Raw genomic sequence first — 14,705 nt, 5'->3', positions numbered from 1 at the left:
ATCGATCCGACTCGCCATAGGTTCTGGGGAAGAGTACCTAGGGAAAGGCTGTCCAACCGTGTTCGACCCGAAGGATCTCTACAGGCTCGCAGACGACGCGCCCGAGCTGACCGATCCGGTGTTGCTGTACCACTTCGACGGATTCGTCGACGCGGGCGGCGCCGGACGCCTCGCGCTGGGCCACCTGCTGGCCGAGCTGGAGCACCGGGTCGTGGCGACGTTCGACGTGGACCGGTTGCTCGACTACCGGTCGCGGCGGCCCATCATGACCTTCGACACCGACCGCTGGGTCGAGTGTGAGAGCCCCGAGCTCGCCGTCCATGTCGCCCATGACGCCACGGGCACGCCGTTCCTGTTGATGAGCGGCCCGGAGCCGGACCGGGAATGGGAGCTGTTCACCCGCGCGGTGGGAGAGCTGCTGGACCGGCTGAAGGTGAGCAAGATCGTCACGCTGCACGGCATCCCGATGGCGGTGCCGCACACGCGTCCGCTGGGCATCACCATGCACGCCAGCCGGCCCGAGCTGATCAACTCCCAGACCAGCGCCTTCGGCCGGGTCCAGGTTCCGGGGAGCGCGGCCGCGCTGCTGGAGCTGCGGCTGGGCGCGCAGGGGCACGACGCGGTCGGGTACGCGGTGCACGTGCCGCACTACCTGTCGCAGGCGGAGTACCCGACGGCGGCGGTGACCGGGCTGGAGGCGGTGACGCGGGGCACCGGCCTGGTGTTCCCGATGGAGGCGCTGCGCGACGCGGCCCACCGCACGACGGCGGAGATCGAGGAGCAGATCCAGGCGTCCTCGGAGCTGTCGACCGCCATCAGCGGGCTGGAGCAGCAGTACGACGCGTTCGCGGGCGGCACGGAACGGCAGAACCTGATGGCCGAGACGACCCCCATGCCCACGGGCGACGAGCTGGCCGCCCAGTTCGAACGTTTCCTGGCCGAACGCGACGACGAGTGACGGGCGGGCCGGGCCGTACCGGCTAACCTGGGCGGATGAGCGAGATCCGGGTCGGCCTGATCGGATACGGCACCGCGGGCGCGTACTTCCACGCCCCGCTCGTCCACGCCACTCCGGGCCTGCGGCTGTCTGCGGTCGTCACGCGCAATCCGGAGCGGCAGGCCGAGGTGGCCCACCGGTACGGCGCGGCCGGCGTGCCGGACGTGCGTGAGTTGTGGGAGCACAGCGACCTCGTGGTGGTCGCCTCCCCCAACCGCACGCACGTGAGCATGGCCGCCGCCGCGCTCGCCGAGGGTCTGCCCGTCGTCGTGGACAAACCGGTCGCCCGCACCGCCGAGGAGGCCCGCGAGCTGGTCCGGCTGGCCGAGCAGGCCGGCGTCATGCTGACGGTGTTCCAGAACCGGCGCTGGGACGGCGACTTCCGCACCGTGCGGCGGCTGATCGCCGAGGGGCGGCTCGGCGACGTGCTGCGCTACGAGTCGAGGTTCGAGCGCTGGCGGCCGGTGCCCAAGGGCGGCTGGCGGGAGACCGGCGGCGCGGAGGAGATCGGCGGCCTGCTCTACGACCTGGGCAGCCACCTGATCGACCAGGCGCTGCAGCTGTTCGGCCCGGCGCACGAGGTCTACTGCGAGAGCGACGTGCGGCGGCCCGGCGTGGCCTCCGACGACGACACGTTCATCGCGCTGCGGCACGCGGGCGGGGTGCGTTCCCACCTGTGGGCCAGTTCGGTGGCGGCCCGGCCCGGGCCGCGGCTGCGGGTGCTGGGCTCGGCGGGCGCGTACGTCAAGCACGGCATGGACGTGCAGGAGGAGCGCCTGCGAGCGGGCCTGACCCCCGACTCCCCCGGTTTCGGCGCCGACGAGGAGAGCCGCTGGGGCCTGCTGGGCACCGACGACGACGCCCGGCCCGTTCCCACCGAGCCGGGCGCGTACCTCGACTTCTACCGCGGGGTGGAACGCGCCCTGCGCGAGGGCGCGCCGCCGCCGGTCGACCCGCGCGGCTCGATCGACACGCTGGCCGTCATCGAGGCCGCCCATCTGTCGGCCGCCCAGCGCATGGTCGTCCACCTGGGCTGACAGCTGAGCCGATCGTGCCGATCAGTCGCGCAGGCGGGCGCGCAGGGCCGCGTCGTCGGCGTCGGTCCAGCCGTGGCCGCGCAGCCAGCCCATCGGGCCGTCGAAGCGGTCGTCCAGCACCTTGAGGAACTGCTCGATGTAGCGGGCCCTGGGCCTGTGGTCGTCCGCCGGGCGGGAGTCGAGGTCGTCCCGGTAGGTGTCGCTGGCGCGCAGGCGCTTGAGTATCAGCTCCAGGCGCTCGCCCGTGGCCACGTAGTCCCGCACGATGGCCTCGCGGGTGGCCCCGGCGACCTCCAGCGCCAGCGCCGACAGCACGCCGGTGCGATCCTTGCCCGCCGCGCAGTGCACCAGCGCGGCGCCGTCGTCGAGGGCCATGGCGCGCAGGGCCGCCACGACGGCGTCCGGACGGTCGCGCAGGTAGCCGAAGTAGAAGCCGGTCACGCGCAGTTCCTCGTCGACGTCCCGTTCCTGCCAGGGCAGCACGCGGTCGGCGTCGATGGAGTCGGCCTCGACGTCGGTGTGCCTGCCGCCCTCGGCGAACAGCGTCAGGTGGTGGTGGGTCACCTCCGGCACCCGGGTCAGCGGGCCGGGGCCCTCCAGGTTGACCTCGGCGGTCGAGCGCAGGTCCACGACGTGGCGCAGGTTCAGCTCGCCCACCAGGAGCGACACGTCCGCCGGGGTGAGGCCCTGCAGGTTGTCGGCTCGGAAGATCCGGCCGCGGCGGGTGAGCCCGCCGTCACGGGTGGGAAGTTCGCCCAGGTCACGTACGTTGACGGCGCCTTCCAGATCAATCCATCTTGTCATCTCATCCATTACTTCGACCTTATATGTCGGCCAATCATGAGCGGATTCCTTGTTCATAACGCAGCATGAACGTATGGATCCACGCGCGCTGCCTCCCCGGCTGGTGATCGATCCATCGCTGCCCCCGGACGTCTCGGTCGAGTTGCGGTCGAGCCCGCACATCCTTCATATGGCCCGTTCCGGCAGGCGGATGGATCCCAGCTTCAGCCCCGCCCTGCTCTTCGCGCTTCCGGCCCTGCTGATGTTGGTCCTGATCGTGACCGGCCAGCCCGAGGTCGTCTTCGTGGCCGGGCTCGGCATGGGGCTGATCGCCCTGATCCGGTGGATGGCGTTGGACAGCTCCCACCGGGTCGTCAAACGACGACTACGCCTGGCCACCACCCACGCCGACCGCTACGTCCTGCCCGAGGACCTCGACCGTCCCTGCCAGGTGCTGCTGCGCCGCGCCCAGGACGCGGCCACGGCCGTGCTCAACTCCAAGGTGCACAAGGCCGGGCTGATCGACTCGGTGGAGAACCAGGTGTCGCTGCCCGAGGAGGTCTGGCAGATCGCCCACCGGCTGCGCCGGCTGTCGTCGATGCACGCCGAGCAGGGCAGGCTCATCCCCCGCGAGCTGCCGCCGGGCATGGAGGACGCCTTCAAGCCGTACACCAGCGCCCTCGACGCCGCCTGGACCTCGCTCTCGCACCGCGTACGCCACCTGGAGAAGTACGCCAAGCAGGTGCTCAAGGCCGACAAGGTGTACCACGCGCACAGACGCCTGGAGGCGCTGGCCGCCAAGACCCCCGAGTACCAGCAGCTCCTCGCCGACACCGTACGGGACGAGCTGGCGCACGAACGCATCAGGGAGCTGTCCGACCAGGCGGCGCACGTGCGCAAGCTGTTCGAGGAGAGCGTGCTGCAGGCCAGGCAGGCGGCGGGCGAGCTGCTGAGAAGCCCCTTCAGCGACGCCTACGGCAGCGGCGCGCTCGGCCCCCGCACCGGCGGGCACGACCGCGCCGCGCACCGCACGACCGGCCCGCGTGACCGGCACGATCGCGGCGCGACCGGCCCGCAGCGACACCCCTCGCGCGACTCCTGACCCCCGTGGGCGGTCAGGGCCGGGCCTGCCGCAGGAGCTCCAGGGTGCGGCGCATGCCCGCCTCGTTCCCCAGGCTGCGGTAGATCTCCCTGGCCTGCTCCAGCGGCCCGACCGCCGCGTCCGGCCCGCCCGCGTCGAGGTGCGCCTCGCCGAGGTAGCGCAGGCTCCTGGCCATCCACCAGCGGTCCTCCAGCTCCTGGAACCCGCGTACGGCGCGGCGCAGCTCGTGCTCGGACTCCTCGATCCGGCCCAGCCGGGCCAGCGCGCGCCCGGCCGACACCGCGGTGCGCGCCACCCCCCACGAGTCGCCGAGCGCCACCAGGATCTCCTCGGCCCGCCGGACGTACTCCAGCTCGCGCAGTCCGCCCGCCGGATCGCCCACCTCGCCCGCGGCGCGCAGGCAGCGGGCCTCCTCCCACAGCTCGCCGCGCTGCCGGAACATCTCGGTCGCCCGGTCGAGACTGAACCCGGCCCGGACGAACAGGGCGTCGGAGGCCCGGTGGTCGCCGGCCCGGCGCTCGCCGCGCGCCTGGGCGGCCAGCACCTCGCCGTAGACGCGCAGGGTCTGGGCCTCGGAGTAGCGGTTGCCCGCCCGCTGGAAGATCTCCAGGGCGTCTTCGAGCAGGTCGCGGGCCTCCTCGGGACGGCGTTCCGCCATGCGCATCTCGGCCAGGTTGCGCTGGGTGCGGGCCATCCACCACAGGTCGTCCTCGTGTTTGAACGCGGTGATCGCCCCGATCAGGTAGTCCTGGGCGCGGTCGAGGTGCCCGCCGCTGATCAGGGTCATGCCGACCGTGCGCCTGGCCCGGGCCGCCCACCAGGTCTCGCCGAGGTCGCCGAAGATCTCCAGCGCCTGCTCGGCCTCGTGCAGAGCGCGCTCGCGCAGGCCCATGCCGCCGCGCACGATCGCGCTGTTCAGCAGCGCGATGGCCAGCGCGCGCCGGTCACCGGTACGCCGGCCCGCCTCGCAGCCGATGTCGGCGACGTCCGCCCAGTCGGCCCAGTAGGCCCGCAGCGAGTGGCACAACGAGCAGAACGCCCTGCTCAGCCCCCAGGTCAGCTCCCAGAGCCGGAGCTGCGCGGCCAGGTTGATCATGGCGAGCAGCGACAGCCGCTCGGCGTTGAGCCAGTCGCCCGCCCCGAGCTGGCCCTCGGCGTCGGCACGCCGGCCGCCCTTGCTCCAGTCCTGCGGCCAGCGGTTCTGGGCCGCTTCCTCGGCCCGGCGGCGGTATCCGTGCAGGACGCGCTCGACGGCGGCCCTGCGGCGTTCCTCCTCGTCCTGGCCGGCCAGCTCGGCGGCGAACACCCGGACCAGGTCGTGCAGGCGGTAGCGCATCGCGCCGGTCTGGTCGGTGCCTGAGCACTCGGCGAGCTGGGCGTCGATCAGCGCTTCGAGCTGGTCGGCGCCGTCGAGGCCGGAGATGTCGAGCAGCTCGCCGGCCACCCAGCCGGGCACGTCGGGCGCGGGCAGCGCGCTGAGCAGGCGCAGCAGGCGGCGCTGGATGCCGGTGCAGTCGTCGTAGCTGAGCTGCACCGAGGCCCGCACGCTCTTGTCCACGCCCTGGGCCACCTCCAGCTGGTCGAGACGGCGGCGCTCGTCGGTCAGCCGCCCGGCCATCTCGCGCAGGGTCCACTGCTCGCGGGTGGCCAGCCGGCCGCCGCAGATGTTGATCGCCAGCGGCAGGTGGTCGCAGAGCCGGACGATCTCCTTTGCCGACTCCAGGTCGTCCACGACCCGCGCGCCGCCGGCCAGCCGGGCCAGCAGCTCGACGCCTTGCGCCTCGGTGAGCACGCCGAGCCGGGTGTCGTGGGTGCCGTCCAGGAACAGCGGGGAGCGCGAGGTGACCAGCACCGCGCAGCCCGGCTCGGCCGGGATCAGCGGTTTGACCTGGGCGGCGTCGTGGGCGTTGTCCAGGCCGATGAGGATCTTGCGGCCCTTGGTCCAGGTCAGCCAGAGGGTGCGCAGCTCGTCGAGGCCGCCGGGGTCGGTGGCCAGGCGCACGCCCAGGCCGCGCAGGAAGCCGATCAGCACCTCCTCGGGGCGTACCGGGGCGTCGACGCCGCCGCGCAGGTCGGCGTGCAGCCGCCCGTCGGGGAACCAGTCGGCGACCTCCTGCCCGAACCTGGTCATCAGCGCCGACTTGCCGACGCCGCCGCGGCCGTACACGGAGACGACCAGGGGCGGGGACAGGTCGGAGGACTTGCGGCGGGCGGCGAAGACCTCGCGCAGGGTGGCGAGGGAGTCGGCGCGCCCGGTGAAGTGCTCGGGCACGGGCGGCCACTGGTCGGGCGGCCGCACGCCGGGCTCGGGCGCGGGCGCGGTGCGCCGCCGGGGCGTGGCCTCGGTGGTGGCCCACGTGGTCACGCCGACGAGCAGCGCCGCCGCGAGCGTCACGCCGATCTTGGCCGTCGGCGGGATGTCCCACTCCAGCGAGGCGGCCAGCACACTGGCGGCGCCGGCCGCGAGGCCCGCCGAGACGGGCGCTGCCCAGGTGACCCGCTTACGTCGCGGTTTGTCCGGTAAGTTTCCCGGCACCGAACACCCCCTTCCGGGGGTGATTCAAGCCGATGGGGCACGGCGAGCGCCAGCCGTACCCCATCGTTCCGCTACAGGCCGATCACGTGGCAGGTGGCCGTGGCGGTCTTGGTCGGGTCGCTCTCCGAGACGGCGGTGAGCTTGACGCGGGCCAGACGGTCGCCGCCGGGCGCGCGCACCGCGTTGACCGTCACCGGCGCCTGCTTGCCGAAGGCGACGGAGGCCAGGGCGTTGGGCACCTGGGCGGTCCAGCCCTTGCCCTGCACCTCGGCCTTGACCCGGTAGACGTCGGAGTTGAGGTAGGCGCTGACGTCCTCGGGGTGCTGCCCCTGGGCGGGGGCCGCCTTGCCGGTGTTGAACACCGGGAACGTGCAGGTGGAGACGTTCTTGCCGGTAGGGACGCCGGCCGCGGGCAGCACCCGCACGCCGCGCTTCTGCGGGCCCGCGCCGTCCAGCGACCGGATGGCGACGGTGTAGGACAGCTCGCCGTTCCGGTTGCGCTTGAGGTCGGTGACGTAGAAGTGCAGGCGGTTGGCCTGGTCCACGTACTCGTACTCGCTGCCGGAGTCGGTCCCGGCGTGGAAGAGGGCGTCGGAGAGCTGGCGGTAGTCGCCGACGGTGATCGGCACCTTGGTCCCGTCGGGCATCACGTAGTCGGTCATGCCGATGTCCTGCGGGTTGGCGTCGATCACCCACTCGAACGGCGCCCGGTCCTCGTTCTTGGTCTTGGCCAGGAGCACGCCGGAGTCGGGGGTGAAGGAGTCGGAGCCCATCCGGTCCACGACCTCGACCGTGTAGTTCTGGTAACCGCCGCGGTCGCACAGCGGGTCGGTCGCCGAGCAGGTGCTCTTGTCGCCGGGGGCGTCGAAGGAGATGTTGACGCCCGACAGGTCGTCCTGCCCCGGGCGCACGGCGCGGGCCAGGATCTTGGCCGTGACCAGGCCGGACTCGTCGAGCGCCTCACGCGACAGGCGCAGGACGTTCTGCTCGTCCACCATGCCGAGCTTGAGCTTGTTGCGCAGCATGTGCTGGGCGCCCATGGACGCGCCCGCCGTGGGCGGGATCAGCCAGCGGGAGTGCGGCCCGCCGGGGCCGTTGAAGCTGCCGCGGCTGAGCATCTCCCAGACGCCGGTGTACGCCCGGACCGGCGGCACCCCGTACGGGTTGTTGTAGTTGTCCAGCACGCCGAGGATGTGGCTGAACTCGTGGGCGTAGACCGCCATGCCGGAGCTCTCGGCCTGCACGGAGTCGACGCCGATGTTGGCGTTGGGCCAGAAGTTGGAGGCCGCCTGCCACGAGGACCACTCGACGTAGCGCGTCTTCAGCCAGTTGGGCAGGGCCGGGTCGGGCGGGCCCCACTCGTCGGGCACGTCCTCCTTGGTCGGGAACTTCATCATCCCGAACTCCTGCCAGGTGGACGACTCGTCCTGGCCGGCGCTGAGGTAGAAGACGAAGTCGTACTGCTTGGCGACCTCTTCGCCGACGGCGTTGATCCAGGCGTTGTGGCCGTCGGTGCGCAGGTTCTTGTTGCAGGTGTCGCCCGCCGGGCAGCCCGAGGTGCCGTTGAAGCCGGGCTCCAGCGCGTACTCGTGGTCCTTGCCCGGCATCGTGTACGGGCCGAACCCGGTCAGCTCGACGCCGTACCGGCCGCCGGAGTCCTCCATCCAGTACTCGTGGATGGTGTGACCCTTGTTGAGGTCGTTCGGGGTGTTGAGGAAGTCCTGGTAGAACTTGGCCACCTGGTCGCGGGGGACGTCATGGGCCTCGGCGCTCGGGTTGGCGTAGATCGTCGAGCCCTTCGGCTGGGTGACGACGAACGCCTGGTTGGGGTAGTCGAGCAGCACCAGCGCGCCCTTGAAGGTGCGCTTGGAGCCCTTGACGGCCGGGTCGTTCCAGTTCGTGCCCGGAGGCTTCTTGTAGTCCGCCCACGTCATGTGGTCGGGGTTCTCCCAGTTCTGCGGGTCGAGAGGCGTGAGGCCGCCGGGAGGACGGGCGCGCAACGTCTGGGCGTCGGCCGATGCGTCCTGCTGCCAGGGCTGGGTCTGCGGCCAGTGGTTCTGCCGCCAGGGGTACTCGGGATCGACGGTGGGGGGCGCTGCGGAAGCAGGGGTCGCCATCAGGCTCACCGGGAACAGCACGATGGCCGCCAGCAAGCCCTTCAGCAGCTTCTTCGGGGCATTCACGGATTGACGGTATAGACGTTATTGACGGAGATCACCGATCAGCTGTAGGGAAGACGGGTAGCAACCCTTCCGACATTTGTCGAAATGTCCAGCGTGACCTAGGTGGAGCAGTGGCGGATCTCCAGCGGATCGTGGACGACCTCGCCATGCGCCTCGGGCGTCCCCTCCTGCTGGAGGACCGCGTGCAGCGCGTGATCGCCTACAGCGAGCAGAACGGCGCCATGGACGACATCCGCCGCGACTCCATCCTGCGCCGGCACACCACCCCCGAGGTGCGCGAGTGGCTGCGGGCGGCCGGCGTGCACGAGGCGCAGGCCCCCCTGCGCACGGCCGGCGCGCCGCACCTGGGCCTGCTGCCGCGCGTGTGCGTCCCGTTGCGGCACGCCGACGGCCTGCTCGGCTTCCTGTGGTTCATCGACGCCGAGCCGGCCATGTCCGAGGAGAAGGTGGCCGAGGCCGCGGCGGCCGTCCCCGGGCTGGCGCTGGCGCTGTTCCACGAGAGCCTGGCGACCGGGCTGGCCTCCCACCGGGAGCTGGAGGCGGTCACCGGGCTGCTGCGCGGCGAGCGGGACGCGGCCAGGCAGCTCATCGAGGCCGGCGCGTTCCCGCAGGGCCAGCCGGTGACCGTGCTGGTGGCGCGGCCCCGCTCGGCCGAGCCCGACGAGGGGCTGCGCCTGGCGCTCGAACAGGGGCTGCTGGCGCTGCGCCGGCGGCTGAGCGGCCACCACCCGCTGCACCTGGTGCGCTACGACCACGCCGTGCTGCTCACCGCCGGGCCGCCGGTCCCGCCCGACGAGCTGCACGCGGCCATGCCGGTGCCCGTGGTGGTGGGGGTCGGGCGCACCCGGCTCGAACTCGCGCAGGCGGCCGGGTCGTACGCGGAGGCCCGGCACGCGGCGGAGGTGACCGCGCGGGTGCCAGGGCTCGGACGGTCGGCCGAGTGGGCCCGGCTCGGCGTCTACCGGACGCTCACCCAGCTCGCCGACCAGGAGGTGCATCCCGGGCTCGACGGGCTGCTGGCCGACGAGCAGTACCTGCCGCTGCTGGAGACGCTGGAGACGTACCTGGACCTGGCGGGCAGCGCGGTGGCGACGTCCCGGGCGCTGCGGCTGCACCGCACCTCGCTGTACTACCGGCTGCAACGGGTGGAGGAGCTGGCGCGCACGGACCTCAAGGACGGCGGCGAGCGGCTGGCCCTGCACCTCGGCCTGAAACTGGCCCGGCTGTCCGGCCGCTACCAGCCCCGGGACGCCCGCGGCGACTGATTGCCTTCGCCGCCGCCGCTCGCGTTTAATGCCAAAAGGGCAAATCCGACGGGAGCGCCGATGGCGGGTGCGAAGCGTGCTGCGCGGGTTCCAGGACGGGCTCCGGGCCCGGATTCGGGGCGGGTTTCGGGGTCGGGCCGGGGGGCGGCGTTGGGGCCGTTTCCGGGCAGGCGTGCGCCCTCGCCCGTCGTGGCCCATTCCGCTCCGCTGGTGCTGCCGATCTGCGCCGAGCCCGTGCGCGACGGGACGGTGGTGATCAGGGGCGGCCGGGTGCTCCAGGTGGGCTCGCGGGCCGAGCTGCTGTCCCGCTTCCGCGTCGCGGAGGAGGTCCGCTGGCCGGGCATGATCGTGGCCGGGCTGGTGGACGCCTGCTGCGCGCCGACGGCCCCGGGCCCCGGCGTCACCACGCGGGCCGCCGTGGTGGCCGACCCCGCCGATCTCGCGGGCGTTCCCGGCGTCTCGTACGTCGAGGCGTCCAGCGCGGGCGAGCAGGAGTGGGAGGACCACGACCGGGACGCGCTGATCACCGCGCTGCGCGAGGTGGACCGGCCGTGCCCGGTCGGCATCGCGGCCCGGACCCGCGACCCGCACGTGCTGGAGGACGTCGCCGTGCTGGCCAGGACGTTCGGCCTGCGGCTGCTGGCCGGGCTGGACCGGCACTCGCCCATGGCCCTGGACGAGGCCGGCGCGCTCGGCCCCCACTGCCACGTGGCCTGCGCCCGGCCGCTCGACCCCGGCGAGCGCAAGCTGCTGCGCCTGCGCCGGAGCGTGGTCGCGATCTGCCCGCCGGGGCAGGAGCAGGCCGCCGACGTGCTGGCCCTGCTGGAGGAGGGCAACCGCCTCGCCCTGGGCAGCCACGCCCTGGACGACCATGCTCCGGACAGCCCCGACCCGGCCGGCGCCGGGCCGGGCGACCTGCTCGGGCTCGCGGCCGGCGTCCGGCGGCGGGCCCGGGAGCTCGGGCTGCGGGTACGGGGGCTGGACCGCCGCCTGGTCGAGGCCGCGACGCTGGGCGGTGCGCGGGCACTGGGCCTGGACGCCGGGCCGGGCCGGATCGGCTCCCTCGGGCCGGGCAGCCGGGCCGACTTCGCCGTCTTCGACGCCCGGGGACGCTACCCGTACTCGGCCCTTCTGGCCCGCCCGCCCTGCCTGGCCACGGTCGTCGGCGGCGCGGTCACCGGAACTGGCCGTCCACCGCGCCGAGCAGATCCCTGAGCTGGTCGCGCTGCTCCTGGGAGAGCACCGCGAACAGGCCCTCACCGGCCTCCCTGCGCGCGTCCCTGGCCCGTTCAGCCATGGCCCGGCCCGCGTCGGTGATCACGACGAGCGTCGAGCGGCGGTTGGCCGGATCGACCTCCCTGCGCACCAGCCCGGCCTCCTCCAGCGCGTCCACGACGGGCGTCAGCGAGCGCGGCACGATCCGCAGCTCGTCGGCCAGTTGCACCATCCGCAGCGGCCGGCCGGCCTCGCCGAGCACGCGCAACGCCCGCGCCTGCCCCGGATTGAGCCCGAGCGGCACCAGCCGATGCACGTATCCGTGCCGCAGACGCCTGCTGACCAGGTGCAAGAGCTCCGCGAGCTCCTTCTCTCCCATATAGACGATTTTAGCCGGAACAATTATGAGTTAACCTCTGTTTGAGTGGACATCCGAAAGGAGGCCCCATATTGGCCGACGAACCACGCGCGCCGCTGCGGCGCATCATCGGACTCTTCACCCCCTATCGCGGCCGGCTGATCCTGGTGGGCGCGTTCATCCTGCTGTCGTCCCTGGTCGGGCTGGCCTCGCCGTTCCTGCTGCGCGAGGTGCTGGACGTGGCGATCCCGTCCCGCGACGCGCTGCTGCTCACGCTGCTGGCGCTCGGCATGATCGCGGTCGCGGTCACCACGAGCGTGTTCGACGTGCTGCAGACGCTCATCTCCACCACCGTGGGCCAGCGGGTGATGCACGACCTGCGCATCTCGGTCTACGCCCACCTCCAGCGCATGTCGCTGGCGTTCTTCACCCGCACCAGGACGGGCGAGGTGCAGTCGCGCATCGCCAACGACATCGGCGGCATGCAGTCGGTCGTCACCTCGACCGCGACCTCGATCATCTCCAACCTCACCACCGTGATCGCCACGATCGTGGCCATGCTCGCCCTCGACTGGCGGCTGACGGTGATCTCGCTGCTGCTGCTGCCGGTGTTCGTGTGGATCAGCAGGAAGGTCGGCGCCGAGCGCAAGCGCATCACCAACGAACGGCAGCGCAAGCTCGCCGTGATCTCCTCGATGGTCCAGGAGTCGCTGTCGATCAGCGGCGTCCTGCTGGGCCGGACGATGGGCCGCTCCGCCGAGCTGACCGACCGCTTCGGCCGCGCCTCCGACGAGCTGGCCGAGCTCGGCGTACGGACGAGCATGGCCGGACGCTGGCGGCAGTCGTCGATCCAGATCATCATGGCCGTGATGCCCGCGCTGATCTACTGGGCCGTCGGCTACACCGGCATGATCTCCGTCGGCACCCTCGTGGCCTTCACCACGCTGCAGTCGAGCCTGTTCCGGCCGACGGTGTCGCTGCTGCGGCTGGGCGTCGAGGTGCAGAGCTCGCTGGCGCTGTTCGGCCGCATCTTCGAGTACCTCGACCTGTCGGTGGACATCCACCCCGGCAGCCGCACCCTCGACGGGGTACGCGGCGAGGTGCGCTTCGAACAGGTCGACTTCGCCTACGAGGACGAGCGCACCCTGCACGCCGTCGACGTCACCGTCCCCGCGGGCACGACGCTGGCCGTCGTGGGCGAGACCGGCTCGGGCAAGACCACCCTCAGCTACCTGCTCCCCCGCCTGTACGACGTGACCGGCGGCCGGGTCACCATCGACGGCGTGGACGTGCGCGACCTGACGTTCGAGACGCTGAGCGAGGTCGTCGGGGTGGTCTCGCAGGAGACGTACCTGTTCCACGCCTCGATCGCGGACAACCTGCGCTTCGCCCGTCCGGCGGCCACCGACGAGGAGCTGGAGGCGGCGGCGCGGGCCGCGCGCATCCACGACCACATCGCCTCGCTGCCCGACGGCTACGACACGATGGTGGGCGAGCGCGGCTACCGGTTCTCCGGCGGCGAGAAGCAGCGCCTGGCCATCGCCCGCACGCTGCTGCGCAATCCGCCGGTGCTGATCCTGGACGAGGCCACCAGCGCCCTCGACACCCAGACCGAGCGAGCCGTCCAGGAAGCTCTGGACACGCTGGCGCGGGGGCGTACGACGATCACGATCGCCCACCGCCTGTCGACCGTCCGCGACGCGGACCAGATCGTCGTGCTCGACCACGGCAAGGTCGTCGAGCGCGGCACCCACGACGAGCTGATGGCGCTCGGCGGTCACTACGCGGCCCTGGTGGACCGGGACCGCCCCCTCGAACTGGTCTAATTTTTCACGCTAAACCTCTTTTAACCGTGTCTTACCTCACATTTCGGGCAAATCGGAATCGTCGCGATCGTGCCGCGCGTTGACCCCCGCGTTTCCCCGTACCGAGGCTAGGACCAGTCTTGCCACCGCGCTCCTCCACCTTCCGCGCCCTGCGCCACCACAACTACCGGCTCTGGGCGGGAGCCGACATCGTCTCCGTCACCGGCACCTGGATGCAGGTCCTGGGGGTGAACTGGCTCATCCTCACCATGACGGGGTCGGCCACCAGCGTGGGGCTCAGCCTGGTGATGCAGGCCCTGCCGACGCTGCTGCTGGGCATGTGGGGCGGCGCGCTGGCCGACCGGCTGCCGACCCGGCCCGTCGTCGTCGCCGCGCAGCTCGCGCAGGCCGCGCTGGCCGCCGTCCTGGCGCTGATCGCCTTCTCCGGCGCCGACTCCGTCGTGCCGATCTACGCGGTCGCGCTGGCGGGCGGCGTGGTCTCCGCGCTCGGCGGGCCCGCGCTCGGACGGTTCGGGGCCGAGGTGGTGCCACCGGCCGACCTGCCCAATGCCATGGCGCTCGGCTCGATCCTGAACTCCTCAGGACGCATCCTCGGCATGAGCCTGGCCGGCGTGCTGCTGCCGTTGACCGGCAACGGCGGGCTCTTCCTGCTCAACGCGGCCACCTTCTTCGTCGTGATCGCGGCCGTCGCGCTCATGCGGCGCGCGGAGTTCCACCGGCTCGCCGGCTCCGAGCGGCAGCCCGGCGCGGTCGCCGCCGGCCTGCGGTACGTGCTGCGCACCCCGTGGCTGCTCGTGGTCCTGGCGCTCTCGCTCGTGCTGGGCAGCCTCGGCCGCAACTACCAGGTCACCATGGCCGCCATGAGCGCCGGCCCGCTGGCGGCCGGCGCCGCCGGGTACGGCCTGCTGTCCAGCGTGTTCGCCGCCGGCACAGTCGTGGGCGGCTTCCTGGCCGCCGCCCGGCCGCACCTGACGATCCGGCTGCTGCTGATCACCGCGTTCCTGACGGGGGTCGCGCAGACGCTGAGCGGCCTGATGCCCGCCCTGGGGACGTTCGCCGCGATGATGCTGCCGATCGCGGCGGGCGCGGTGCTCATCGACACCACGGTCTCGGCGCGGGCGCAGCTCGACAGCCCCGACGAGATGCGCGGGCGGGTCATCGCCGCGCTGGGCATGGTGAGCGCGGGCGCGGGTGCGATCGGCGGGCCGCTGCTCGGCTGGCTGAGCGACGCGTTCGGGCCGCGCCTGTCGCTGGGCATCGGCGGCGTGTCGTGCGTGGCCGCGACGCTGCTCGCGGCGCTCGCGCTGGCCCGCCTGTCCGGCCGGACCGTCCGCCAGGCGGCCTTCCGTCCGCGCCTGGAGAATCGCCTGGAGAACCGGCTGGCCCCGGAACGGGCTTAGTCT

At 72.5% G+C, this 14,705-nt stretch carries 11 protein-coding genes; 7 read left to right on the top strand and 4 right to left on the bottom strand.

The genetic code is table 11. The annotated features are described in order from the left end of the window. Nucleotides 1-58 precede the first annotated feature (58 nt). Nucleotides 59-958: a proteasome assembly chaperone family protein gene (locus ABT158_RS30065; RefSeq protein WP_352359047.1), complete on the top strand. Its 900-nt coding sequence runs from the start codon at nucleotides 59-61 to the stop codon at nucleotides 956-958. 35 nt (nucleotides 959-993) lie between these two features. After that, a complete protein-coding gene (locus ABT158_RS30060) occupies nucleotides 994-2,034 on the top strand; it encodes a Gfo/Idh/MocA family protein (RefSeq protein ID WP_352359045.1) in 1,041 nt (346 codons plus the stop codon). 21 nt (nucleotides 2,035-2,055) lie between these two features. On the opposite strand, the gene ABT158_RS30055 is transcribed toward ABT158_RS30060, so the two are convergent. Further along, nucleotides 2,056-2,838, bottom strand: a complete 783-nt coding sequence (locus ABT158_RS30055; RefSeq protein ID WP_352359043.1) for a tyrosine-protein phosphatase — start codon at nucleotides 2,836-2,838, stop codon at nucleotides 2,056-2,058. A gap of 73 nt (nucleotides 2,839-2,911) precedes the next feature. On the opposite strand from ABT158_RS30055, the gene ABT158_RS30050 reads away from it, so the two are divergent. Continuing rightward, nucleotides 2,912-3,919: a hypothetical protein gene (locus tag ABT158_RS30050; RefSeq protein ID WP_352359041.1), complete on the top strand. Its 1,008-nt coding sequence runs from the start codon at nucleotides 2,912-2,914 to the stop codon at nucleotides 3,917-3,919. Between the two features lie 13 nt (nucleotides 3,920-3,932). Here ABT158_RS30050 and ABT158_RS30045 read toward each other — a convergent pair whose 3' ends face one another. Together ABT158_RS30045 and ABT158_RS30040 are read right to left on the bottom strand one after the other, a co-directional pair. Beyond that, on the bottom strand, nucleotides 3,933-6,455 hold the full coding sequence (locus ABT158_RS30045; protein ID WP_352359039.1) for an ATP-binding protein: 2,523 nt from the start codon (nucleotides 6,453-6,455) through the stop codon (nucleotides 3,933-3,935). A gap of 71 nt (nucleotides 6,456-6,526) precedes the next feature. Continuing rightward, nucleotides 6,527-8,638 carry a M6 family metalloprotease domain-containing protein gene (locus tag ABT158_RS30040; RefSeq protein ID WP_352359037.1) on the bottom strand — a complete coding sequence of 704 codons (2,112 nt, stop codon included), beginning with the start codon at nucleotides 8,636-8,638 and terminating at the stop codon, nucleotides 6,527-6,529. A gap of 110 nt (nucleotides 8,639-8,748) precedes the next feature. Between ABT158_RS30040 and ABT158_RS30035 the strand changes: the two genes are divergently transcribed. Both ABT158_RS30035 and ABT158_RS30030 read left to right on the top strand, forming a co-directional pair. Further along, on the top strand, nucleotides 8,749-9,903 hold the full coding sequence (locus ABT158_RS30035; protein ID WP_352359035.1) for a PucR family transcriptional regulator: 1,155 nt from the start codon (nucleotides 8,749-8,751) through the stop codon (nucleotides 9,901-9,903). A 189-nt stretch (nucleotides 9,904-10,092) separates the two neighbouring features. Beyond that, nucleotides 10,093-11,118 carry an amidohydrolase family protein gene (locus tag ABT158_RS30030; RefSeq protein ID WP_352359033.1) on the top strand — a complete coding sequence of 342 codons (1,026 nt, stop codon included), beginning with the start codon at nucleotides 10,093-10,095 and terminating at the stop codon, nucleotides 11,116-11,118. On the opposite strand, the gene ABT158_RS30025 is transcribed toward ABT158_RS30030, so the two are convergent. Next, nucleotides 11,078-11,497: a MarR family winged helix-turn-helix transcriptional regulator gene (locus tag ABT158_RS30025; RefSeq protein ID WP_352321555.1), complete on the bottom strand. Its 420-nt coding sequence runs from the start codon at nucleotides 11,495-11,497 to the stop codon at nucleotides 11,078-11,080. The genes ABT158_RS30030 and ABT158_RS30025 overlap by 41 nt on opposite strands. Nucleotides 11,498-11,568: 71 nt before the next feature. Here ABT158_RS30025 and ABT158_RS30020 point away from each other — a divergent pair, with 71 nt between their 5' ends. Beyond that, a complete protein-coding gene (locus tag ABT158_RS30020) occupies nucleotides 11,569-13,302 on the top strand; it encodes an ABC transporter ATP-binding protein (protein ID WP_352359031.1) in 1,734 nt (577 codons plus the stop codon). A gap of 119 nt (nucleotides 13,303-13,421) precedes the next feature. After that, the gene (locus ABT158_RS30015; protein WP_352359029.1) at nucleotides 13,422-14,702 is read left to right on the top strand and encodes an MFS transporter; all 1,281 of its coding nucleotides are present in this window, start codon (nucleotides 13,422-13,424) and stop codon (nucleotides 14,700-14,702) included. Nucleotides 14,703-14,705: the final 3 nt, after the last annotated feature.

This window comes from Nonomuraea sp. NPDC001636 (assembly GCF_040298265.1).
In the GTDB taxonomy this organism is placed as follows: Bacteria; Actinomycetota; Actinomycetes; order Streptosporangiales; family Streptosporangiaceae; genus Nonomuraea.
Note: the sequence above shows the minus strand (reverse complement) of the source record. Positions and strands in the feature narration are given on the sequence as shown.